The 21837-nt window shown below is 73.1% G+C and carries 21 protein-coding genes; 14 read left to right on the forward strand and 7 right to left on the reverse strand.

Translation table 11 applies throughout. The annotated features are described in order from the left end of the window. Window positions 1-50: 50 nt before the first annotated feature. The gene (locus J2W21_RS15865; RefSeq protein ID WP_307115482.1) at window positions 51-1466 is read left to right on the forward strand and encodes an FAD-binding oxidoreductase; all 1416 of its coding nucleotides are present in this window, start codon (window positions 51-53) and stop codon (window positions 1464-1466) included. A gap of 60 nt (window positions 1467-1526) precedes the next feature. On the opposite strand, the gene J2W21_RS15870 is transcribed toward J2W21_RS15865, so the two are convergent. Then, window positions 1527-2180 (reverse strand): MerR family transcriptional regulator, encoded by a 654-nt coding sequence (locus J2W21_RS15870; protein ID WP_307115483.1) that lies wholly within the window; start codon window positions 2178-2180, stop codon window positions 1527-1529. 247 nt (window positions 2181-2427) lie between these two features. Here J2W21_RS15870 and J2W21_RS15875 point away from each other — a divergent pair, with 247 nt between their 5' ends. After that, entirely contained in the window at window positions 2428-2709 is a 282-nt protein-coding gene (locus tag J2W21_RS15875; RefSeq protein WP_307115484.1) for a helicase associated domain-containing protein, read from the forward strand. Between the two features lie 72 nt (window positions 2710-2781). On the opposite strand, the gene J2W21_RS15880 is transcribed toward J2W21_RS15875, so the two are convergent. Beyond that, window positions 2782-4497: a formate--tetrahydrofolate ligase gene (locus tag J2W21_RS15880; RefSeq protein WP_307115485.1), complete on the reverse strand. Its 1716-nt coding sequence runs from the start codon at window positions 4495-4497 to the stop codon at window positions 2782-2784. Between the two features lie 417 nt (window positions 4498-4914). Then, complete coding sequence (mshA, locus tag J2W21_RS15885; RefSeq protein ID WP_307115591.1) at window positions 4915-6147, reverse strand: D-inositol-3-phosphate glycosyltransferase; 1233 nt, start codon at window positions 6145-6147, stop codon at window positions 4915-4917. Window positions 6148-6282: 135 nt separating this feature from the next. Between mshA and alr the strand changes: the two genes are divergently transcribed. The 6 genes from alr (at window position 6283) to J2W21_RS15915 (ending at window position 11466) form a co-directional block, all read left to right on the forward strand. Further along, a complete protein-coding gene (alr, locus tag J2W21_RS15890; RefSeq protein ID WP_307115592.1) occupies window positions 6283-7428 on the forward strand; it encodes an alanine racemase in 1146 nt (381 codons plus the stop codon). Then, entirely contained in the window at window positions 7425-8099 is a 675-nt protein-coding gene (gene tsaE, locus J2W21_RS15895; protein WP_307115486.1) for a tRNA (adenosine(37)-N6)-threonylcarbamoyltransferase complex ATPase subunit type 1 TsaE, read from the forward strand. Before alr ends, tsaE begins: the two co-directional genes overlap by 4 nt. Continuing rightward, a complete protein-coding gene (gene tsaB / locus J2W21_RS15900; RefSeq protein WP_307115487.1) occupies window positions 8096-8791 on the forward strand; it encodes a tRNA (adenosine(37)-N6)-threonylcarbamoyltransferase complex dimerization subunit type 1 TsaB in 696 nt (231 codons plus the stop codon). The genes tsaE and tsaB overlap by 4 nt, the downstream gene beginning before the upstream one ends. Before the next feature lie 8 nt (window positions 8792-8799). After that, the gene (gene rimI, locus J2W21_RS15905) at window positions 8800-9315 is read left to right on the forward strand and encodes a ribosomal protein S18-alanine N-acetyltransferase (RefSeq protein ID WP_307115593.1); all 516 of its coding nucleotides are present in this window, start codon (window positions 8800-8802) and stop codon (window positions 9313-9315) included. Beyond that, window positions 9312-10394 carry a tRNA (adenosine(37)-N6)-threonylcarbamoyltransferase complex transferase subunit TsaD gene (gene tsaD / locus J2W21_RS15910; protein WP_307115488.1) on the forward strand — a complete coding sequence of 361 codons (1083 nt, stop codon included), beginning with the start codon at window positions 9312-9314 and terminating at the stop codon, window positions 10392-10394. The genes rimI and tsaD overlap by 4 nt, the downstream gene beginning before the upstream one ends. Window positions 10395-10557: 163 nt before the next feature. Further along, window positions 10558-11466, forward strand: a complete 909-nt coding sequence (locus J2W21_RS15915) for a hypothetical protein (RefSeq protein WP_307115489.1) — start codon at window positions 10558-10560, stop codon at window positions 11464-11466. Between the two features lie 18 nt (window positions 11467-11484). Here J2W21_RS15915 and J2W21_RS15920 read toward each other — a convergent pair whose 3' ends face one another. The 3 genes from J2W21_RS15920 to J2W21_RS15930 all read right to left on the reverse strand — a co-directional run bounded on the left by J2W21_RS15920 (window position 11485) and on the right by J2W21_RS15930 (window position 14586). Beyond that, a complete protein-coding gene (locus J2W21_RS15920) occupies window positions 11485-11655 on the reverse strand; it encodes a hypothetical protein (protein ID WP_307115490.1) in 171 nt (56 codons plus the stop codon). Beyond that, a complete protein-coding gene (locus J2W21_RS15925) occupies window positions 11652-12794 on the reverse strand; it encodes a glutamate--cysteine ligase (RefSeq protein WP_307115594.1) in 1143 nt (380 codons plus the stop codon). The genes J2W21_RS15920 and J2W21_RS15925 overlap by 4 nt, the downstream gene beginning before the upstream one ends. Before the next feature lie 70 nt (window positions 12795-12864). Beyond that, entirely contained in the window at window positions 12865-14586 is a 1722-nt protein-coding gene (locus J2W21_RS15930) for an acyl-CoA dehydrogenase family protein (RefSeq protein WP_307115491.1), read from the reverse strand. Window positions 14587-14669: 83 nt separating this feature from the next. On the opposite strand from J2W21_RS15930, the gene J2W21_RS15935 reads away from it, so the two are divergent. Continuing rightward, complete coding sequence (locus tag J2W21_RS15935) at window positions 14670-14792, forward strand: ribosomal protein bL36 (protein WP_307115492.1); 123 nt, start codon at window positions 14670-14672, stop codon at window positions 14790-14792. Window positions 14793-14835: 43 nt separating this feature from the next. After that, the gene (locus tag J2W21_RS15940; protein WP_307115493.1) at window positions 14836-15654 is read left to right on the forward strand and encodes a shikimate 5-dehydrogenase; all 819 of its coding nucleotides are present in this window, start codon (window positions 14836-14838) and stop codon (window positions 15652-15654) included. Between the two features lie 108 nt (window positions 15655-15762). On the opposite strand, the gene J2W21_RS15945 is transcribed toward J2W21_RS15940, so the two are convergent. Then, window positions 15763-16986 carry a class I SAM-dependent methyltransferase gene (locus J2W21_RS15945; RefSeq protein ID WP_307115494.1) on the reverse strand — a complete coding sequence of 408 codons (1224 nt, stop codon included), beginning with the start codon at window positions 16984-16986 and terminating at the stop codon, window positions 15763-15765. A gap of 54 nt (window positions 16987-17040) precedes the next feature. Between J2W21_RS15945 and J2W21_RS15950 the strand changes: the two genes are divergently transcribed. The 4 genes from J2W21_RS15950 (at window position 17041) to J2W21_RS15965 (ending at window position 21827) form a co-directional block, all read left to right on the forward strand. Continuing rightward, a complete protein-coding gene (locus J2W21_RS15950) occupies window positions 17041-17427 on the forward strand; it encodes a hypothetical protein (protein ID WP_307115495.1) in 387 nt (128 codons plus the stop codon). 183 nt (window positions 17428-17610) lie between these two features. Continuing rightward, window positions 17611-17907 (forward strand): co-chaperone GroES, encoded by a 297-nt coding sequence (gene groES, locus J2W21_RS15955; protein WP_066499141.1) that lies wholly within the window; start codon window positions 17611-17613, stop codon window positions 17905-17907. Window positions 17908-17981: 74 nt separating this feature from the next. Further along, entirely contained in the window at window positions 17982-19595 is a 1614-nt protein-coding gene (groL, locus tag J2W21_RS15960) for a chaperonin GroEL (protein WP_307115496.1), read from the forward strand. A gap of 207 nt (window positions 19596-19802) precedes the next feature. Further along, a complete protein-coding gene (locus tag J2W21_RS15965) occupies window positions 19803-21827 on the forward strand; it encodes an acyltransferase family protein (protein WP_307115497.1) in 2025 nt (674 codons plus the stop codon). The last annotated feature ends 10 nt before the right edge of the window (window positions 21828-21837 follow it).

Raw genomic sequence — 21837 nt, forward strand, 5'->3', positions numbered from 1 at the left:
GGGCGCGGGCGCGCCAAAGGTGGTCTCGGGCGCCCTCAAGGGAGAGATCCATGTCCACCACAGCCTTCAACGCCCTGCGCGAGAACGTGCGGGGGAGCGTGATCGAGCCGGATGACCCCGACTACGAGTCGGCGCGGCGCGTCTACAACGCGATGGCGGACAGGCGGCCCGCCGCCGTCCTCCGCGTCTCCCAGACGGCTGACGTCATCGCCGCCGTGCGGTTCGCCCGCGAGGCGGGCCTCCCGCTGGCGCTGAGGGGCGGCGGCCACAGTGCCCCGGGCTTCGGTACGGTCGACGACGGCCTCGTCCTCGACTTCTCGGGCCGCCGCGGCGTCTGGGTGGACCCCAGGGCCAAGCGCGCCCGCGCCGAGGCCGGGGCCACCTGGGGCGACTACAACCACGCGACGCACGCCTTCGGACTCGCCAGCACCGGCGGGATCGTCGGCTCGACCGGGGTCGCCGGGCTCACCCTGGGCGGTGGGATCGGGTACCTCTCGCGGAAGTACGGGCTCGCCTGCGACAACCTCGTCTCCGCCGACGTGGTGCTGGCCGACGGGACCTTCGTCCGGGCCAGCGCCGAGGAGAACGAGGACCTCTTCTGGGCGCTGCGCGGAGGCGGCGGGAACTTCGGCGTGGTGACCTCGTTCGAGTTCGGGCTGCACGTGCTGGACTCGGTGCACGTGGGCATCGTCGCCTTCCCGGCGGCCTCCGGGTTCGAGGTCGGCCAGTTCTACCGCGACTGGCTCGCTACCCAGCCCGAGGAGCTCGGTGCCTTCTTCGCCTACCACCAGGCCCCTCCGGTGCCGTTCATCCCCGAGGAGTGGCACGGCCGCCAGGTCTGCCTCATCGTGGGCATGTGGGCCGGCGACCCTGCCGAGGGGGACGCCCGGTGGCGTCCGGTGCTCGAGGCCGGCCCGGTGGTCGGCTCGCTCGTGGCGCGGATGCCCTACCCGTTCCTCAACGGGGCGTTCGACGAGGGCAACCCTCCCGGGCTCCAGGGCTACTGGAAGGGGGACTTCGCCCGCGAGCTCTCCGACGACATCCTGCGCGTGGCCCACGAGTTCGGCGCCACCGTCCCGAGCCTCGCGACCGCCAACCACTTCTACCCGATCGACGGCGCAGTGCAGCGCGTGGCGCCGGATGCGACCGCGTTCCCGTATCGCTCGGTGGGCTTCTCTCCCGTGATCGCGGGCCAGTGGGAGAGCCCTGCGGACAACGAGGCCAACATCGCCTGGGTCCGCAGCTACTGGGCCGCACTCCACCAGTTCACCGAGCCCGCCGGCTACATCAACTTCCAGGACGCCGATGACCAGGCACGGGTCGAGGTCAACTACGCCGCGAACTATCGGCGCCTGGCCGAGGTAAAGACGAAGTACGACCCGGACAACTTCTTCCGCGTGAACCAGAACATCAAGCCAGTGCTCCTCGGGCAGGCCGCGCCGGAGCCCGAGGCGACTCCGGCCTGAGCCCGGCGCGAAAGGCGGGCAGACGACGGCGGGTGCGCGCCCGGCGTCGTCCGCCCGCCTCTATCTCTGGCCCGGTTCGGGCGGCGCGAGCCGGCTCGGCCCCGACATGGTCGGCCCGTAGTGCAGGATCGAGCGGCTCGCCTGCGCGAGCGCCACGAGGCGCAGCACGAGCTGGCGGTTCATGTGCATCCCGACGGCCGCGCGGGAGACGAGGTCCTCGAGGTCTCCGGCTCCGTCCACGTCGGCCACGTCCGCGGCGGCGATGAGGTCCGCGGCCTCGGCGTAGGCGCTGAGCACGCTCTCCGGCACGGGTGCGCCGAGGCGCTCCATGGCCTCGAGGTGGTCGTCCAGGGCCGCGCGCGCCCCCGTGGGCAGGTCCGGCCAGCCGCGCTCGCGGACGATGCGGGTGCCTGCCTCGGTCCGGCCGGGCTGCGGCGTGCCCAGCCCCAGGACCACGGAGCGGAGGGTCTTCATCACCTCGATGCGGTCCTCGCCGCCGTCGATGAGGTCCACGATGGCCCGCACCGTCGCCACGCTGAGGCCCAGGCCCTTGCGGAGCACGCGGATGGTGCCGAGCCTGCGCACATGCGGGTCGCCGTAGTCGGCCAGAGTGGCGTTCACGGTCCGGCCAGCGGGCAGGAGGCCCTCGCGGAGGTAGAACTTGATCGTCGCGGCCGGGGTCCCGGTCCGCGCGGCGAGCTCGGCCAGCTTCATCGGGCCTCCTTCCTGGGGGCGCTGCGGAGAGCGGATTGGATAGCTGCGTGCCCCACCACTCTCTAGGTGGCGCCTCCGAACATAACCCCACTATTTTGAATAACTGAGGCCCGCGGGCCGAGGGAGCGTTGCATGGCAACCATGGGGGGCGCTCTCTCGGACCCGGGTCCGCACAACTCATGGCCAACTCTCGCATTTTACATGTAAAATAACCTCATACGAGAAGCTACAGCGTCATGGGGGCGAAGTGGACAACGCGATGTGGCGGATCCTTTCGAGGCAGATCGCCGGGATCGACGAGCCGAGGCAGCTGGACGACAACGAGTTCGCAGCGCTCGTCGCCCGGCTCGAGGCCTTCGTGGGGGAGCACGGACGCATCCCCCAGCGCGCCGCCAAGGACCCGGACGAGGCGCGACTGGGCCTGTGGATCGAGGCGCAGCGGCGCGCCGACCACGGCGGCCGGCTCTGCGACGAGCGCCGCACCCGGCTCGAGGACCTCCTCGGCCCGCGGTGGTTCTCGCGGAGCTGAGCGGCTCTTCGGGGCCCGTGGCTGGGGGCTTGGGTTTGGGGCGCGTGTTTCGGGGGCGTGTTTCGGGGCCGGTCAGAACAGCCCGGTGACCCGGCCCTCGTCGTCGAGGTCCATGCGCAGCGCGGCCGGCTCCTTCGGCAGCCCCGGCATGGTCATGAGGGAGCCCGTCACGGCGACGATGAACCCGGCGCCCGTGCGCGGCCACAGCTCGCGCACATGCACGGTGAAGTCCTCGGGCGCGCCGAGGAGGGACGGGTCGTCGGAGAACGAGTACTGCGTCTTCGCCATGCACACCGGCAGGCCGTCCCAGCCGTTGTCGTGGATCTGCCGCAGCGTCCGCGTGGCCTGGTCCGAGAACTCGACGCCGGCGCCGCGGTAGACCTCGCGCACCACCGTGGCGATCTTCTCTTCGACGCCCATCTCGAGGGGGTAGAGGTGCCTGAGCGTCCCCGGCGACTCGAGCGCGGCGAGCACCTCGCGCGCGAGGTCGTCGCCGCCGTCGCCCCCGCCGCCCCGGCCCCACACCTCCGCCACCGCGGCGCGGACGCCCGCCTCGCGGCACCGGCGCACGACGGCGTCGAGCTCCTCGGGCGAGTCCGTCCCGAACCGATTCACGGCCACCACGGGCTCGAGACCGAACTTCCGCACGTTCTCCACGTGCCGGGCGAGGTTCACGAACCCGCGCTCGAGGGCCTCGACGTCCGGTGCGGTGAGCGCGTCCTTGGGCACGCCGCCGTGCATCTTGAGCGCCCGCACGGTCGCGACCACCACGACCGCGGAGGGCGCCACGTCCGCGTACCGGGCCTTGATGTCCATGAACTTCTCGGCCCCCAGGTCCGCGCCGAACCCGGCCTCGGTGACCACCACGTCGGCGAGCCGGCGCGCCGTCGTCGTCGCGAGGGCCGAGTTGCAGCCGTGGGCGATGTTCGCGAACGGGCCGCCGTGGACCAGCGCGGGGGTGCCGGCGATGGTCTGGACGAGATTGGGCTTGATCGCGTCCTTCAGGAGCATGGCCATGACCCCGGCCGCGCCGAGGTCCGCGACCGTGAGGGGCCTGCGCCCGTAGGTGTAGCCGAACGTGATGCGGCCCAGGCGGTCCTTGAGGTCCGCCGCCGAGGACGCGAGGCAGAACACGGCCATGACCTCCGAGGCGACGGTGATGTCGAAGCCGGCCTCGCGCGGGACGCCCTGGGCCGGGCCGCCAAGGCCGATCACGATCTCGCGCAGGGCGCGGTCGTTCATGTCCATGACGCGCCGGAACGCGACGCGGCGCGGGTCGATGTCCAGGGCGTTGCCCTGGAAGATGTGGTTGTCGATCAGGGCGCACAGGGCGTTGTTCGCGGCCGTGATGGCGTGGAAGTCGCCGGTGAAGTGGAGGTTGATGTCCTCCATCGGCAGCACCTGGGACAGACCGCCGCCCGTGGCTCCGCCCTTCATGCCGAGGATCGGGCCAAGGCTGGGCTCGCGGATCGCGATCATGGTGCGCCTGCCCGCGCGGGCGAGGGCGTCCGCGAGGCCGACCGTGAGCGTCGACTTGCCCTCGCCGGCCGGGGTGGGGGAGATCGCCGTGACCAGGACGACCTGTCCGCGCCGGTCCTCGGCGCCCAGCCGGGAGAGGTCGATCTTGGCCTTGTGGCGCCCGTACAGCTCGAGCGCCTCCTCGGGGATGCCCGCCTCCGCGGCGATCTCGACGATGGGCCTGAGCGTCGCGGCCCGCGCGATCTCGAGGTCGGAGCGGACGAGGGGGCCCTTGGCGCTGGCGCTGGGCGACGGTGCCGTAGCGGTCATGGCGCCACCCTACCCCGCAGGCGCCGACCTTGAGCGGAGCCCAGCGAGGTCACCCCGTGGGGCGCCGAGGTCACCCCGTGGGGTGGCGAGGTCACCCGGTGGGTGCGTGAGGTCCCCTGGTGGGGTGGCGAGGTCCCCTAGTGGGGTGGCGGTGGCGAGGTCACCCGGTGGGGGCGCGAGGTCGCCCCGGCGCACGACGTCGCGTGGTCGCCTCGGGCGAGCCAGACGCGGAAGCCGACCGCTCGCCGTCGTGCGCGGAGCCAACCCGCGCTCTCCTCGAGCCGAGTGTGCAGACAACGCGGGTGACGGGCCGCAGAACCCGCACCGTCCGCACACTCGCGCCGGACACCGCACCGCACGGGGTGACTTCGCGCCCCCACGGGGTGACTTCGCGCGCCTGCGGGGTGACTTCGGCGGTCAGGGGAGGCGGAGGGCCGCCAGCTCGTGCAGGGCCGTGCGGTAGGCGGCGCGGGTGCCCTCGGCGGTCTGCTCCCAGCCGAAGCGCTCCGCGTAGATCGAGGCCGCCCGGCCGAGGTCGCCGCGGGTCTCCGGGTCGTCGTGCAGCTGCTCGAGGACAGCGGCCCACGCGGACGGCTCGTGGCCGTCCACGAGGAAGCCCGTCCGGCCGTCGCACACGGCGCGGGTGAGGCCGCCGACCCGCGCGGCGACCACCGGGGTCCCGCAGGCCTGGGCCTCGAGCGCCACGAGCCCGAACGACTCCGAGAAGCTCGGCATCGCCACGGCGTCGGCGGCCCGGTACCACTCCGCGAGCTCGTCCGCGGGCACCGGCGGGAGGCGGTGGACCACGCCTCCGACCCCCTCGCTGCGCGCGAGGAGGTCCAGGTCGAGCCCCGCCGAGCCGCTCGGCGCGCCGATGATCGTGAGGCGCAGGGGGATGTCCGGGCGCCTGCGCCGGAGCTCCGCCGCCGCCGCGACCAGGATCTGCGGGCCCTTGAGCCGCTGGATCCTGCCCGCGAAGAGCACATGGAACTCCCCGGCGCCGATCCCGCGGCCGCGCCTCGACCGGCCGCGGAAGGCAGGGCGGAACACGCCCAGATCCACCCCAGGGGAGACTACGTCGATGCGGTCGTCGTCCACGTCGTAGTGCCGGACCAGCTCGTCCCGCTCGGCCGGGGTGTTGGCCGTGAACCGCGCCGCCTCGTCCGCCAGGCGCTGCTCCCCGCGCTCGCGGTTGCTCGGCTCGGGCACGTCGCCGGCGGCCAGATGCTGGTTCTTGACCCGGGCCATGGTGTGCATCGTGTGCACGAGCGGCACGCCGAGGCCGCCCGAGACCTCCAGCCCAGCGAGGCCCGAGACCCAGTAGTGGCTGTGCACGATCCGCGGGAGGGGGCCCCCGGCGGCGGCCGCGTCCGTGATCCTCGCGAGCACGGCGGCGGCGAACTCCTCCACGAGCGGCGGCATCTGCTCCTTGGCCAGGCGGCGCAGCGGCCCGGCGGGCACGTGGTGCACGCGCACGCCCGGCACGAGGTCCACCGCGGCCGGCTGCCCGGGGGCGGTGGCCCGGGTATAGATGTCCACCCCGACGCCGCCGGCGGCCAGGGCGCGCGCGAGCTGGGCGACGTAGACGTTCATCCCGCCCGCGTCCCCGGCGCCCGGCTGCTCCAGGGGGGACGTGTGGAGGGAGATCATCGCCACGCGGTCACGGTGCTGCACGTCCCCTAGGCTACGTGGCCCGCGCCGGGACGCCCGAGCCGGCCCGGCGGCGTCGTGCGCCCCGAGTAGACTCGAATGGTGACCTCCGAGCCCACCACCGCCCCTTCCGCCATGCCCAGCACCCGCCTCCCGGAGCGCGCCGCCGTGATCGACCTCGACGCGATCCGCCACAACGTCGCGGTCATCCGCAAGGTCGCGGAGCCGGCCCGGGTCATGGCCGTGGTGAAGGCCGACGGCTACGGGCACGGGGCTGTCCCCGTGGCGCGGGCGGCGCTCGCGGCCGGAGCCTCGTGGCTCGGCGTCGCGCACATCAGCGAGGCCCTCGCCCTCCGCGCGGCCGGCATCGACGCGCCGATCCTGGCCTGGCTGCACACCCCGGACTCCAACTTCTCCGCCGCCGTCGCCGCCGGGATCGACCTGGGCTGCTCCGGCTGGGAGCTCGAGGCCATCGTGGCCGCGGCCCGCGAGCAGGAGCGCCCCGCCCGCGTGCACCTCAAGATCGACACGGGCCTGGGCCGCAACGGCGTCACCGCCGACCGGTGGGAGGCCGTGGTCGGCGAGGCTGTCGACTACCAGGACGAGGGCCTGCTGCGCGTGGCCGGCGTCTTCAGCCACCTCGCCGTGGCCGACGAGCCCGAGCGCCCCGAGACCGACGCGCAGCTGGACGCGTTCCGCGAGGCCGTGGCCCTCGCCGAGGACGCCGGGTGCGACCTCGACGTCCGCCACATCGCCAACTCGCCCGCGATCTTCTCCCGCCCGGACGCCCACTTCGACCTCGTGCGCGCGGGCATCTCGATCTACGGACTCTCCCCGTTCGCCGACCAGACCTCCGCGGACCTGCGCCTGCGCCCGGCCATGACCCTGCGCGCCACCCTCTCCCAGGCCAAGCGCGTCCCGGCCGAGCAGGGCGTGAGCTACGGGCTCACCTACCGCACCGCGTCTGCCGGCGCGCTCGGCCTGGTCCCGCTCGGCTACGCCGACGGCGTCCCCCGCACCTCCGACCGCGGCCCCGTCCGGATCGCCGGGCGCACCTACCCCGTGGCCGGCCGGGTGGCCATGGACCAGATCGTCGTGGACCTCGGCGCCTCCGCCGACCCGGCTGAGCTCGCCGGCGCGGAGGCCGTCCTGTTCGGCTCCGGCGCCGACGGCGGCCCCACCGCCGACGACTGGGCCCGCGCCACCGGCACCATCAACTACGAGATCGTCACGCGCATCAGCCAGCGCGTCCCGCGCGTCTACGTCGGGGAGGGCGCATGAGCGCCGCCCCGGAGAGCGGCGCCCCGGAGTGGGAGGCCGCGTTCGCGCCGGCCTCGGCGGAGGAGACCCAGGCCCTCGGCGCGGCCCTCGGCGGCGTGCTCGGCGCGGGCGACCTCGTGGTCCTCACCGGCGAGCTCGGCGCCGGGAAGACGACCTTCACCCAGGGGCTCGGCGAGGGCCTCGGCGTCCGGCCGGGCATCATCTCCCCGACCTTCGTCCTCGTGCGGATCCACCCGAACCTGATCCACGGCCCCCGCCCCGGCGGCCCCGACCTCGTCCACGTCGACGCCTACCGGCTCAGCGGACACGGCGAGGTCACCGACCTGGACCTCGAGAACTGGGCCGACTCCGCCGTGACCGTCGTCGAGTGGGGCCGCGGGCTCGTCGAGGACCTCTCCGACAGCCGCCTCGACATCGAGCTGCGCCGGCCGCACGCTGCGCCATCCGCTGCGGGCGCCACGGGCGGCGCGCCCACCCTCGACTTCGACACGGAGGACGACGACGAGCCCCGCCTCATCGTGATCCGCGCCTATGGCCCCCGCTGGGCACAGCACCCCAACGTGCAGTGGCCCGCCGTCGAACGCGTTGATCCCGCAGCGCTCGACGCCGCAGCGGCTGAAGGCGCCGCGGCCGACACAGCCGAGACCGGCACCATGGAGGAGGGCCGGTGATCATCCTCGCCATCGACACCTCCGCGGTCGCCTCGGCGGCGCTCATCCGCTGCCACGAGCCGCTCGCCCCCGAGGCCGCCGGCTCCGCGGTGCTGGCCTCCTTCGCAACGGAGGACACCCGCTCCCACGCCGAGGTCCTCGCCCCCGGGATCCGGGCCCTCCTGGCCGAGCAGGAGCTCGCCGGGGCGGACATCGCCCGGATCGTCGTGGGCGTCGGCCCGGGCCCCTTCACCGGCCTCCGCTCCGGGATCGCGACGGCCCGCGCGCTCGCCTTCGCCTGGAACGTGCCTCTGGACGGGGTGATGAGCCTCGACGCCCTGGCCTGGGACGCCGTCGAAGCCGGCGCCCCGGCGGACGGGTTCACTGTGGCGATCGACGCCCGCCGGCGCGAGCTCTACTGGGCCCAGTACGCCGCCGACGGCGCCCTCGTGGACGGCCCCCACGTCACCGCGCCCCAGCAGCTGCCCAGCCTCCCCGCGTACGGCGCCGGCGCCGGCCTCTACCGGTGGCAGCTCGAGGACGCCGGAGCCGCCGTCGACGACGCCTTCGCGCAGGCCCAGCCCACCGCGGCCTCGCTCGGCCTCGTCGCGGCCGCCCGCCTCGCCGCCGGCACGCCCCTGCTGGACACCACACCGCTGTACCTGCGCGAGTCCGACGCCCAGGTCCCGGGCCCCCGGAAGCGCGCCCTGTGAGCGGCGAGATGCCCGCCCGGCTGCCGGCCGGCGTCGTGCTCCGCGACATGACCGAAGCCGACGTGCCCGCCGTCCACGCCCTCGAGCGGGCGCTGTTCCCGGTCGACGCGTGGCCCGAGCAGATGTTCCGCGACGAGCTCAGCCAGCCCGAGACGCGCCGCTACTACGTCGCCGAGGAGGCGGCGCCGGAGGGGAACCGGATCGTCGCGTACGCCGGGCTCCTGTGCGTCCAGCCGATCGCGGACGTCCAGACCATCGCCGTGGTGCCCGAGCGGGAGGGCCGCGGCATCGGCTCCGCCGTCCTCGCCGAGCTCATCGCCGAGGCCCGGCGCCGCGGCGCCCACGACGTGCTGCTCGAGGTCCGCGCCGACAACCCCCGCGCGCAGGCCCTCTACCGCCGCTTCGGCTTCGCCCAGATCCACGTGCGCCGGCGCTACTACCGCGACGGCGCCGACGCGCTCATCATGCAGCTGCCGCTGCGGGCCGGCGAACCGGCCGCACCGGCGGGAGGGGAGACGGAATGAACCGCCAGGAGCCGCTCGTCCTGGGCATCGAGTCCTCGTGCGACGAGACCGGGGTGGGGATCGTGCGCGGCACCACGCTGCTCGCCAACACCGTCTCCTCCTCGATGGACGAGCACGTCCGCTTCGGTGGGGTGATCCCCGAGATCGCCTCGCGCGCCCACCTCGACGCCCTGGTCCCGACGCTCCGCGAGGCCCTCGACACCGCTGGCGTGACCCTCGAGGAGATCGACGCGCTCGCCGTCACCACCGGCCCCGGCCTCGCCGGCGCCCTCATGGTGGGCGTGTGCGGCGCGAAGGCGCTCGCGGTCGCCACCGGCAAGCCCCTCTACGCCGTGAACCACCTCGTGGCCCATGTGGGCGTGGGGCTGCTCGACGACGGCGTCTACGAGGGCGAGCTGCCCCCGCACCTCGGCGCCCTGCTCGTCTCGGGCGGCCACACCGAGGTGCTGCGGGTGCGCAACATCGCGGGCGACGTGGAGCTCCTGGGCTCGACGATCGACGATGCCGCCGGCGAGGCCTATGACAAGGTCGCACGGCTGCTGGGCCTCGGCTACCCAGGCGGCCCCGTGATCGACAGGCTCGCGCGCGAGGGCAACCCCAAGGCCATCCGCTTCCCGCGCGGGCTCACCCAGCCCAAGTACATGGGCACGGCCGAGGCGCCGGGCCCGCACCGCTACGACTGGTCGTTCTCCGGGCTCAAGACGGCCGTGGCGCGGTGCGTCGAGCAGTTCCAAGCCGCCGGGGAGCCTGTGCCGGTCGCGGACATCGCCGCCTCGTTCCAGGAGGCCGTGGTGGACGTCATCACATCCAAGGCCATCCTGGCCTGCCGCGAGCAGGGGATCCAGAACCTGCTCCTGGGCGGAGGCGTGGCCGCGAACTCGCGCCTGCGCGAGCTCACCCGGCAGCGGTGCGAGGAGGCCGGGATCTCCCTGGCCGTGCCCCGGTTCTCGCTGTGCACGGACAACGGGGCCATGGTCGCGGCGCTCGCGGCCCGGGTGATCATGGACGGCGGCGAGCCCAGCGGGCTCGAGGTCGCGCCCGAGTCCTCGCTGCCGGTCACCACGGTCACCGCGCGGTAGCCGCCCCGGGCGTCCCGGCGGGCATATCGACACAACTCGGCGCCGAAACGGCCGTCCGGGGCCCCATCGGAGGCGTGAGTTGTGTCGAAATGCCCGCGGCCCGCTGTCCACATAGCCGAGACGGCAGCCCGGGCCCGCGCGTGATCCGGGCCATGCTGTGCCCATGAGCGGACCTTTGGAGGTACTGGCAGCGGCCGGGGGCAGCGCGTCCTTCGCGGAACTGCGGCGCAGCTGCGGCCGGCGCGCGCTCGAACGCGCCGTCGAAGACGGAGAAGTCGTCCGGGCCGGCCACGGCGCCTACGCTCTGGCCTTCGTCGCGGCCTCCCACCGGATCGCGCTCGAGTGCGGAGCAGTGCTCTACGGCCGGTCGGCGGCGCTCGCCCTTGGCATTGGGGTGCTGCACCGACCGCGGCCTGTGGAGCTCGCGGTGGCGCGCGGCATCAAGGTCCGGCCCCGTCCAAGTGCCGCGATCGTCACCCGCCTCCTGCCGCCCCAGGACCTCTGGCACGTGGGCATGGTGTCCGCGACGTCCCCCACCCGCACGGTGCTCGACTGCGCGGCCGCCCTGCCCTTCGCCGAGGGCCTCGCCATCGCCGACTCCGCGCTCCGGCGAGGGCTCGTCACCCCGGAGGGGCTGGAGGCCGCGGCCGCGACGTGGACCGGGCGGAACCGGCAGGCTCAGCGCCGGGTCCTTGAGCACATGGATGCCAGGGCCGCGAACCCGTTCGAATCCGGGCTCCGGGCGGCCTGCCTCGAGGCAGGTGTGGTCCTCCGCCCGCAGATGAGGATCATGACTGCGGGCGGGCCCTACGTGGTGGACCTCGGCAGCGAGGACACTCCCGTGGTCACGGAGGCGGACAGCTTCGAGTGGCACGGCGGCCGCGAGAACCTGCACCGTGACTGCACGCGGTACAACGAACTGGTGCGGGCCGGACGGGTCGTCCTGCGGTTCTCGTGGGAGCACATCATGGGGCACAGGGCATGGGTCGGTGCTGTCGTGGCCGACGTGACCCGGGCATATCGACACAAGTCAGCCCGGAAGCGGGCCGGAATGGGGCCGTTCGCCGCGTGAGTTGTGTCGAAATGCCCGCTACCGGCGCGCGCGCCAGACCAGCAGCCCCTCCACGAGCGCATACACGGCCGCCGCGGCCGCGACCCACAGGGCCGCCTGCCCGTGGGAGGTCGCGGCGAGCACCACGACCACGATCACGAGCAGGAAGACGATCCGCGCGGGGGAGCGCCGCTGGGGGCGGTCGCTCACGCGTAGCCCTCGCGCATGAGGCGGGCCTCCTCGAGCACCACCGCGCGCAGGTCCCCGCCATGGGCCTCCGCGACCCGCCGCTGGCGCTGGTACCCGGCCCCGCGCGTGATGATGCCCTCGATCCCGCGCAGCTCCTTGGTGCAGCCCAGGTCCTCGGCGATGGGCGCGAGCCGCTCGAGCGTCTCGGCCAGGTGCTCCGTGACGAGCCGCTCGTTGCCCTCGGCGTCGAGGATGATGATCGCGTCGAGGCCGTAGCGGGCCGCACGCCACTTGTTCTCCTGCACGTGCCACGGCGGCATCGTGGGGATCTGCTCCCCGGCGTCCAGCGACCGGGAGGCCTCCTCGACGAGGCACTGCGTGAGCGCCCCGATGGCGCCGATCTCCTCGAGCGTGGAGAGCCCGTCGCAGACGCGCATCTCGATCGTGCCCAGCCGCGGGACGGGGCGGATGTCCCACCGGATCTCGCTGATGAGGTCGATCACGCCGGTCTTGAGCATGTCGCCGACGTAGTGCTCGAAACCGGCCCAGTCCGGGAACTGGAACGGCAGCCCCGCGGTGGGCAGCTGCTGGAACATGAGGGCGCGCTGCGACGCGTACCCGGTGTCCTCCCCACTCCAGAAGGGGCTCGAGGCGGAGAGCGCCTGGAAGTGGGGGAAGTAGTTCACGAGGGCGTCGAGGACGGGCATGGCCTTGTCCCGCCGGTCCAGGCCCACGTGCACGTGGACCCCGTAGATCACCATCTGCCGCCCCCACCACTGCGTGCGGTCGATCAGCTTGGCGTAGCGCTCCTTGTCCGTCACCGGCTGGAGCCGCGGCTGGCTGAACGGGTGGCTCCCGGCGGAGAACAGCTCGACCCCGACCCGGTCGGTGATGCTCCGCACCGCCGCGAGGGACTCGCCCAGGTCCGCCACGGCGTCCCCGACGGTGCTGTGCACGCCGGTCACGAGCTCCACCGTGTTGAGCAGCAGCTCCTGGTGGATGCGGGGCGTGTCGCCGAACAGCTCGGGGCGCTCGGCCGTCAGCCGCTCGAGGATCTGGGGCGCGAGCGAGACCAGCTCGCCGCCATGCTTGTCCACGAGGGCCATCTCCCATTCGAGTCCGATGGTGGACTGCTCGGACGGCGCGAAGTCGATCTCCAGTGTGGGACCCCCGGGGGTGAGGCCGGCGGCGCCGGCTGGCTGTGCACAAGTGGTCCAAGTCTACGGGTCGTCAGGCCCGGGCGAGGATGGAGTCCGTCCTTGCTGCATCGGGCAGGCAGCCGTAACCGAGCCCGCGCCCGGGCCCGAGCCGGGAGGCGATGAAGGCCTCGGCCACGGCCGGCTCGCCGTCGAGCAGGAGGGTCGCCTGCAGGGCGAGGGCGAGCGTCTCGGCCAGCCGTCGCGCCCACGCCTGGGCCTCGGCGGGCTCGCGGGCGGCGTCGGCCATGAGGGCGAGGGCCTGCTCGAGGTGGGCGTCGAGGGCGGGATGGGCGCCGCGGTGGAGCTCGAGCTCCTCGGCGAGCGCCTCGGCCGAGTCGGGCTCGCGCCCCAGGGCGCGCAGCACGTCGAGCGCCACGACGTTGCCGGACCCCTCCCAGATCGCCATGACCGGCTGCTCCCGGTACCGCATGGCCAGCGGGAAGTCCTCGGTGTACCCGTTGCCGCCGAGGCACTCGAGGGCCTCGGCGGCGTGGGCCGGCCCGCGCTGGCACACCCAGTACTTGCCGATCGCGGTCGCGATCCGGGCGAACGCCCGCTCGCGCCGCGCGCCTTCCGTTGCTGCCGGGCTGGGGACGGACGACGGCGCGTCCCCACCGGCGGCGGCCGATCGCGCCGGCGGCGACCACACGGCGTCGTCCGCGGCCGCGAGCCGCAGCCCCAGCGCCACCGCGGCCTCGTACTCGAGGGCGAGGTCGGCGAGGACGGCGGACATCGCGGGCTGGTCGACGAGGCGGCGGCCGAATGCCCGGCGGTGCCGCGCGTGCCAGAGCGCCTCGGCGACCGCCTGCCGCATGCCCGCGGCGGTGCCCAGGATGCAGTCGAGGCGCGTCTCGTGGACCATGCCGAGGATGGTGGGCACCCCGCGCCCGGGCTCGCCGATCCGCCAGCCGAGCGTGTCCTCAAACTCGACCTCGGCGGAGGCATTGGCCCGGTTGCCGAGCTTGGACTTCAGGCGCACGAGCCGGAACGGGTTGCGTGCCCCGTCCTCGAGCACGCGCGGGACGAGGAAGCAGGAGATCCCCTCCTGCTCCCGGGACTGCTCGCGGGCGAGCACGAGGAACGCATCGCTCATGGGCGCCGAGCAGAACCATTTGGCTCCGGTCAGCAGCGCGGTGCCGTTGCCGGCGTCGCGCGCGGAGGTGGTGAGGGCGCGCACGTCCGAGCCGCCCTGCCGCTCCGTCATCGCCATCCCCACGAGGGCTCCCGGCTTGCGGCCGGCCGGCAGGAGCCGCGGCTCGTAGCCGTCGCCGTAGAGGCAGGGGAGCCAGACGCGGGCGACGTCGGGCTCCCTCGCCAGGGCGGGAACGGCGGCGTGGGTCATCGAGACCGGGCAGGCGTGGCCGGGCTCGACCTGGGCGAAGAGCATGAACACCGCGGCCCGGGCCACGTGGGCGCCGGGGCGTGGGTCGGCCCACGCCGCGGTGTGGGCTCCGTGGGCCACTGCGTCGGCGAGGACATGGTGGTAGGCCGGGTGGTACTCGACCTCGTCCCGCCGCGCGCCGTACCGGTCGAGGGCGTGGAGGACGGGCGGGCACGCGTTGGCCAGGCGCGCGTTCTCGGCGAACTGCTCGGAGCCGACGAGCCGCCCCACCGCGGCCAGCTCGCCCGAGGCCCAGCTAGCGCCGAAGCGGCGGACGCCGTCGACCAGCGCGGCGTTGGCGGAGAACTCGTCGACCCCGAGCCGCGGGGGCGCCTGGTTGGCGGCGTCCGCGGCCCCGTCGGTGTGCTGCATCCTCCCATTGCACACCGGGGAATGCGCGGGGGCCAGAGTCCGTTATTGACAACGACTCTCATCAAACGGTTGGAAGGAGCATCATGAAGGTCCGCAACTCGCTGCGTGCGCTGAAGAAGGTCCCCGGGGCGCAGGTGGTGCGCCGCCGGGGCAGGACGTTCGTCATCAACAAGAGGAGCCCTCGGCTCACGGCGCGCCAGGGCTGATCCGCCCGCGCGCGGGAGGTCGGCACGGCACTAGCCTTGTGCCGTGCCGATCCTCAACAAAGACATGACGCTGTGCATCTCCCTCTCGGCCCGGCCGAGCAACAACGGGACGCGCTTCCACAACTACCTCTACGACGCGCTCGGGCTGAACTGGATCTACAAGGCGTTCGCACCGACGGACCTGGCCCAGGCGATCGCCGGCGTGCGGGGGCTCGGCATCCGCGGCTGTGCCGTCTCGATGCCGTACAAGGAGGACGTGATCGCGCTCGTGGACCGGATGGACCCCTCCGCCGCGGCGATCGACTCGGTCAACACGATCGTCAACGACTCGGGCGTGCTCACGGCCTACAACACGGACTACTCCGCGATCGCGCAGCTGATAGCGCGCAACGGGCTGGACCCGGCCTGGTCCGTCCTGCTGCGCGGCTCCGGCGGCATGGCCAAGGCGACCGCCGCGGCGTTCCGCGATGCCGGCTTCACGGACGTGACGATCGTGGCCCGCAACGAGGCGGCGGGCCGCGGGCTGGCCGATCTGTACGGCTTCACCTGGGTCCCGGAGCTGGGAGACCGGACCGCGGACATCCTCGTCAACGTCACCCCGATCGGCATGGCGGGTGGCCCCGAGGCCGAGGCGCTGTCCTTCCCGGGTGCGGCGGTCGACGCCGCGCGCGTCGTCTTCGACGTCGTGGCCCTCCCAGCGGAGACGCCGCTCATCAAGGCCGGCCGCGCCGCGGGGAAGACCGTCATCTCCGGGGCCGAGGTCATGACGATCCAGGCGCTCGAGCAGTTCGTGCTCTACACCGGCATGCGCCCGACCGACGAGCAGGTGCGCGCGGCCGAGGAGTTCATGCGCGCCCAGTAGCGCTGAGGGGTCATGTCCCTAGCTTGAGGGGTCATATCTCTATGGGACATGACCCCTCAACGCTGGGACATGACCCCTCAACGCTGGGACATGACCCCTCAACGGGGCTCAGGCGGGCTCGACGACGGCTGCCACGCGGTCGTCGCCGATGCGCGTGAGCACGAGCGTGGCCTTGGCCGTGGCCCCCTTGCGCTGGCCCGTCAGGAGCACCCGGCGCAGCTCCTCGGGCGTGACGGACGCGCCGCGCTTCTTGATGTCCAGGACGCCGATGCCCTGCTCGCGCACCCAGGCGCGCAGCGCCTTGACGTTGTAGGGCCGGACCTCGAGCACCCGGTAGGCCTTCGCGAACGGCGTCTGCACGAGCTGCGGCGCGCAGATGTAGGCGATGTGCGGGTCCACGAGCGCCCCGCCGAGGCGCTCAGCGAGCTCGGCGACGAGCCCCGCCCGGATCACGGCACCATCGGGCTCGTAGAGGAAGCCTTCCAGCGGGCCGATCCGCGGCTCGGCCCCGGCGCCGAAGTCCGTCTCGGCGACGAGCTCCGCCGCGCCGCCGTCCCCCAGGACGAGGGCGGCCCTGCGCACACTGGGCCGCTTGAGCGCGTTGAAGTAGAGGCCGACCTCCGCGACATCCCCCTGCACCGAGACCCACTGGGCCTCGCAGCCGGCGGGCACGGACCCGTGCGGCAGGCCAGGGCCCAGCTTGACTCCCACGGGCAGGCCGCGGCCGGCGAGCCCCTCGACGAAGCTCAGCGGCGGCGAGAACTCCTCCGGGTCCCACAGGCGGGTGGTGCCGGAGGTCGACGTCGACCGCCGGGCGGGGTCGAGCCAGACCCCGTCGATCCCCGCGAGGTCGACGGACTGGGCGTCGGCGTGCACGACCCGGGCCTGCGGGAACGGCATGAGGTTCATCGTGGCGCACGCGGCGGTGGTCTCGTCGAGCTCCACCGCTGTGACCTCGAGGTCAAGGGACGCCATCGCCATCGCGTCCGCGCCGAGGCCGCACCCGAGGTCCGCGACACGCCGAACGCCGGCATCGACGAACCGCCGGGCGTGGCGGGCCGCGACCGAGAGCCGGGTGGCCTGCTCGAGCCCGGCCCGGGTGAAGAGCATGCTCGAGGCGAACTCGCCGAACTTCGCGGCGGCCCGGGCCCGCAGCCGGGCCTGGGAGAGGACGGCCGAGACGAGCTCGGGGGAGTGGCCCGACTTGCGGAGCCGGCCGCTGATCGCCAGCGCGTCCTCCTCGCGGTAGGGGCCGAGCGAGTTGAGCAGCGCCCACCCCTCGGGTGTCAGCAGAGGTGCCAGCTGGTCCGGGGCGTGTCTGTCGTCGGGCATGCCATCCAGCGTAGTGCGCCGCGTGCCGGGGCCTCATTGGTTAGGCTGGTGGGCATGGAGACCAGCCCCAGCGTCGACCCCGTTCCAGCTCGACCGGAGCCGGCAGGCCTCCTCCCGCGGCTGAGGCCCTATGCGCGCCCCGTGCTCATCGCGGGCATCGTCATCACGGTGGTCGCTGCGGTGCTGCTCGTCGTGGTGATGGGTCTGGACGCCTTCAACGCCACCGTCTACTCGGTGGGCGGCAAGAACATCAGCGACGCCACCGACGAGGCGCAGTCGCTGCGGGACCAGTTCCTCGGGGTCAAGATCGGCGCGATCATCGGCCTCGTCGTGGGCGGCCTCGCGCTCATCGCCTCGATCGCCGTCATGTACGCCACGCGCGGCCTCGACGCCGACGACGAGGGCGACGACCTCGGCTACGACGAGCTCGCGGGCGAGTAGGTTCCGGCCCCTCCCGACACCAGTTGGCACTCGCCTTGACCGAGTGCCAGCGCGCTCACTAGAGTCGCCAGTAGCACTCGGCGGTGCCGAGTGCTAACCCTGTCAGGCACGCTCCCGGCACCCGCGACGACGGTTGCTTGCCCGGCTCACCATCCGTGACCCGTTGATGTAAAGGAGAGATCCGTGTCGGTCTCCATCAAGCCCCTCGAGGATCGCATTGTCGTCAAGCCGCTCGAGGCCGAGCAGACCACCGCGTCCGGCCTCGTGATTCCGGACACCGCGAAGGAGAAGCCGCAGGAGGGCGAGGTCGTCGCTGTCGGCCCCGGCCGCGTCGATGACAACGGCAACCGCGTGCCGGTGGACGTCACCGTCGGCGACGTCGTCCTCTACTCCAAGTACGGCGGCACCGAGGTCAAGACGGGCGGTGCCGAGTACCTCGTGCTCTCGGCCCGCGACGTCCTGGCGATCGTCGTCAAGTAACGCTCCCGCGCTGCGCCCCGGCCGCCCCCTGCGGCCGGGGTGTCGTGCTTGATCCAGACACACAGGAGTAGCGAATGGCTAAGCAGCTCGCATTCAGCGACGCCGCGCGCAAGGCCCTCGAGACGGGCGTCGACAAGCTCGCCGACACCGTCAAGGTGACCCTCGGCCCGCGCGGCCGCAACGTGGTCCTCGACAAGAAGTGGGGCGCCCCCACCATCACGAACGACGGCGTGACGATCGCCCGTGAGGTCGAGCTCGACGACCCGTACGAGAACCTCGGCGCCCAGCTCGCCAAGGAGGTCGCCACCAAGACCAACGACGTCGCCGGCGACGGCACGACGACGGCGACCGTCCTCGCCCAGGCCCTCGTCAAGGAGGGCCTGCGCAACGTGGCCGCCGGCGCGGCCCCGGGCGAGGTCAAGCGCGGCATCGAGGTGGCCGTCGAGGCCGTCGCCGCCCGCCTGAAGGAGAACGCCCGCGAGGTCTCCGGCCGCCACGTCGCGAACGTCGCGGCGATCTCGGCCCAGTCCGAGGAGATCGGCGACCTGCTCGCCGAGGCCTTCGACAAGGTGGGCCAGGACGGCGTCATCACCATCGAGGAAGCCTCCACCACCCAGACCGAGCTCGTGCTCACCGAGGGCATGCAGTTCGACAAGGGCTACCTCTCGCCGTACTTCGTCACGGACGCGGAGCGCCAGGAGGCCGTCCTCGAGGACGCGCTCATCCTCATCCACCAGGGCAAGATCTCCTCGCTGCAGGACTTCCTGCCGCTGCTCGAGAAGGTCCTCTCCGCCTCGAAGCCGCTGTTCGTCATCGCCGAGGACGTGGACGGCGAGGCCCTCTCGACGCTCATCGTCAACCGCCTCCGCGGCACCCTGAGCGTCGTGGCCGTCAAGGCACCGGGCTTCGGCGACCGCCGCAAGGCCATGCTCCAGGACATCGCGACCCTCACGGGCGCGCAGGTCGTCTCCCCGGAGGTCGGCCTGTCCCTGGACCAGGTGGGCCTCGAGCAGCTCGGCACCGCGCGCCGCATCACCGTCACGAAGGACAACACGACCCTCGTCGACGGCGCCGGCACGGCCGAGGACGTGCAGGCCCGCGTCGCGCAGCTGCGCGCCGAGCTCGCCCGCACGGACTCCGACTGGGACCGCGAGAAGCTCCAGGAGCGCCTCGCCAAGCTCGCCGGCGGCATCGGCGTGATCAAGGTCGGCGCGGCCACCGAGGTCGAGCTCAAGGAGAAGAAGCACCGCATCGAGGACGCCGTGTCCTCGACCCGCGCGGCCCTCGAGGAGGGCATCGTGGCCGGCGGCGGCTCGGCGCTCGTGCACGCCGTGCGCGTGCTCGACGAGGACGCGGACGTCAAGGCCCTCGAGGGCGACGCCGCGGTGGGCGTCGGGATCGTGCGCCGCGCGCTCGTCCAGCCGCTGCGCTGGATCGCCCAGAACGCCGGGCACGACGGCTACGTCGTCGCCGCGCGCGTGGCCGAGGCCGAGGTGAACCACGGCTTCAACGCCAAGACGGGCGAGTACGAGGACCTCCTCGCGGCCGGCATCATCGACCCGGTCAAGGTGACCCGCTCCGCACTGCGGAACGCCGCCTCGATCGCGGCCCTCGTCCTGACCACGGAGACCCTCGTGGCGGACAAGCCGGCCGAGGACGAGGACGCCCACGCGGGCCACAGCCACTGAGGCTGAACCTCCCGCCCAGGCGAGCACGACGGCGGCCGCGCCCCTCCCGCACGAGGGGCGCGGCCGCCGTCGTGCGTCCGGAAAGGCCCCGCCCGGGCGGGCGCTTTCATAAGGAGCGGCAACGCCGCTCACAGGGAACGCACAGGTCGGCGGGGCGCAATGGAGGGGCAGGAAAATCGGCTGACGAGAAGGAGTGGGGCTGGCGTGGTGGCCGAAGGACACAGGCAGGCAAGTGGGGGGCGTGTCTTCCGACCCGAGATCCAGGGCCTGAGGGCGGTCGCCGTGGCGCTCGTGGTGCTCTACCACGTGTGGCTCGGGCGCGTCTCGGGCGGGGTCGACGTGTTCCTCATGGTCTCCGCGTTCCTCATGACCGGCCAGTTCGTGGCCCGGCACCGCCGCGGCGAGCGCACCCACCTGCTCAAGCACTGGCTGCACGTGTTCCGGCGCCTCCTGCCCGCGGCGGCCGTGACCATCGCCGGCACCGTCATCGCCGCCGTCATCTTCCTTCCCGCGACCCGGTGGGGAGACATGCTCCGGGAGGGCGCGGCGTCCCTCGGCTACGTGGAGAACTGGCTCCTGCAGAGCGACGCCGTGGACTACTATGCCCAGGACCACTCCCTCGCGAGCCCCTTCCAGCACTTCTGGTCCCTCTCCATCCAGGGCCAGATCTTCATCCTCTTCCCGCTCGTCTTCGTGGCGCTCGGCGCGCTCGCACGACGCCGGGGCCTCGCCTACGAGAAGGTCCTCACCGTGGGCTTCGCGGCGGTCTTCGCCGCCTCCTTCGCGTTCTCGGTCTGGTTCACCGCGACCGACCAGGTGCAGGCGTACTTCTCCCTGCCGGCCCGCATCTGGGAGTTCGCGCTCGGCAGCCTCCTCGCCCTCGCGGTCGACAGGGTGCGCGTCGGGCGGCGCGCGGCGCTCGTGATGGGCTGGGGCGGCGTGGCCTCGATCGTGGCCTGCGGGCTCGTCCTCGACGTCCAGGGCCTCTTCCCCGGCGCGATTGCCCTGTGGCCCACGCTCTCCGCGGCAGCGGTGATCCTCGCGGCCCAGCACGGCGGCCGCTTCGGCGTGCACCAGGTCCTCGCCTCGAAGCCGCTGCGCAAGCTCGGCGACATCTCCTACGGCCTGTACCTGTGGCACTGGCCCGTGCTCGTCATCGCCCTCACGTGGCGCCAGCGCGAGGAGGCCGGCTGGCTCCTCGGAACCCTGGCCGTCCTCGTCTCGGTGGTGCTCGCGTGGGCAACGATCCGGTTCGTGGACACCCCCTGGCGTGCGTGGCGCTGGCCCGAGCTGCGGCTGCGCAACGGCTTCGCCGGGGCGGCCGCATGCGTGCTCGTCGGCGTCGCGCCCATCGCCGCGGTGCAGGGCACCGTGCAGACCACCACCGCCCAGGTCGAGGCGCGCGCCGCCGTGGACAACCCGGGGGCCGAGGCCCTCGACCCCGACTACGACGACAAGGCCCCGTCCACCGCGAGCCTGATCCCGGTGGCCCAGAAGGTCCCCACCGACTGGTACGGGCTGCCCAAGAAGTGCTCGAGCGACCTCAAGGTCCCCGACTCCCTCGCGCCCATCTGCGGCATGAACGCGGTGGCGGCCAGCGAGGCCAAGACCATCGTGGTGGTCGGCGACTCCCACGCCGAGCAGTGGATGGCCGCCCTCGAGCCGGTCGCCGCGCAGCGCGGGGAACGCGTCGTCTCCCTCCTCAAGGGCGGCTGCGTCTACGCTCCGACCACCAAGTCGGGCAACCCCGACTGCGACGCGTTCAACGCCTCCGTGGCCGCCTACCTCGCGGCGAACCCGCCGGGAACGGTGTTCATGGTCGGCACGGTGGCGGCGGCGTCGTCGCCCGCGGAGGTCCTCTCGCCGGGACTCGATGCGGTCGTCGCGGCACTGACCGCGAAGGGCTCGACCGTGGTCGCGCTCCGTGACAACCCCCGCTTCACGTTCAACATGGCCGACTGCGTGGCCCGCAACGGCGCGTCGTCCCCGAAGTGCAGCCTCCCGCAGTCGTCGCTGCTCGCGCCGAAGAATCCGCTCACCGCCTTCGCGGCCGCGCACCCCAAGCACTTCGTGCAGATCGACATGACCGACCTGCTGTGTCCGCGCGGGGCGTGCCCCGGAGTCATCGGCAACACGTACGTCTACCTCGACGACAACCACGTCACGAGGACCTACTCCGCATCGATGGCCACGATCCTCGGGCAGCGTCTTTCAGCGGCGGCCCTTTCATGATATTTGAGGG

It is taken from the genome of Sinomonas atrocyanea, assembly GCF_030811715.1.
Taxonomy (GTDB): domain Bacteria; phylum Actinomycetota; class Actinomycetes; order Actinomycetales; family Micrococcaceae; genus Sinomonas; species Sinomonas atrocyanea_A.

Coding starts and splice junctions, on each gene's coding strand:
- J2W21_RS15865 (WP_307115482.1), top strand. CDS start 51: ATGTCCACCACAGCCTTCAACGCCCTGCGCGAGAACGTGCGGGGGAGC.
- J2W21_RS15870 (WP_307115483.1), bottom strand. CDS start 2,180: ATGAAGCTGGCCGAGCTCGCCGCGCGGACCGGGACCCCGGCCGCGACG.
- J2W21_RS15880 (WP_307115485.1), bottom strand. CDS start 4,497: ATGACCGCTACGGCACCGTCGCCCAGCGCCAGCGCCAAGGGCCCCCTC.
- mshA (WP_307115591.1), bottom strand. CDS start 6,147: ATGATCTCCCTCCACACGTCCCCCCTGGAGCAGCCGGGCGCCGGGGAC.
- alr (WP_307115592.1), top strand. CDS start 6,283: ATGCCCAGCACCCGCCTCCCGGAGCGCGCCGCCGTGATCGACCTCGAC.
- tsaE (WP_307115486.1), top strand. CDS start 7,425: ATGAGCGCCGCCCCGGAGAGCGGCGCCCCGGAGTGGGAGGCCGCGTTC.
- rimI (WP_307115593.1), top strand. CDS start 8,800: ATGCCCGCCCGGCTGCCGGCCGGCGTCGTGCTCCGCGACATGACCGAA.
- tsaD (WP_307115488.1), top strand. CDS start 9,312: ATGAACCGCCAGGAGCCGCTCGTCCTGGGCATCGAGTCCTCGTGCGAC.
- J2W21_RS15915 (WP_307115489.1), top strand. CDS start 10,558: ATGAGCGGACCTTTGGAGGTACTGGCAGCGGCCGGGGGCAGCGCGTCC.
- J2W21_RS15930 (WP_307115491.1), bottom strand. CDS start 14,586: ATGCAGCACACCGACGGGGCCGCGGACGCCGCCAACCAGGCGCCCCCG.
- J2W21_RS15935 (WP_307115492.1), top strand. CDS start 14,670: ATGAAGGTCCGCAACTCGCTGCGTGCGCTGAAGAAGGTCCCCGGGGCG.
- J2W21_RS15945 (WP_307115494.1), bottom strand. CDS start 16,986: ATGCCCGACGACAGACACGCCCCGGACCAGCTGGCACCTCTGCTGACA.
- J2W21_RS15950 (WP_307115495.1), top strand. CDS start 17,041: ATGGAGACCAGCCCCAGCGTCGACCCCGTTCCAGCTCGACCGGAGCCG.
- groL (WP_307115496.1), top strand. CDS start 17,982: ATGGCTAAGCAGCTCGCATTCAGCGACGCCGCGCGCAAGGCCCTCGAG.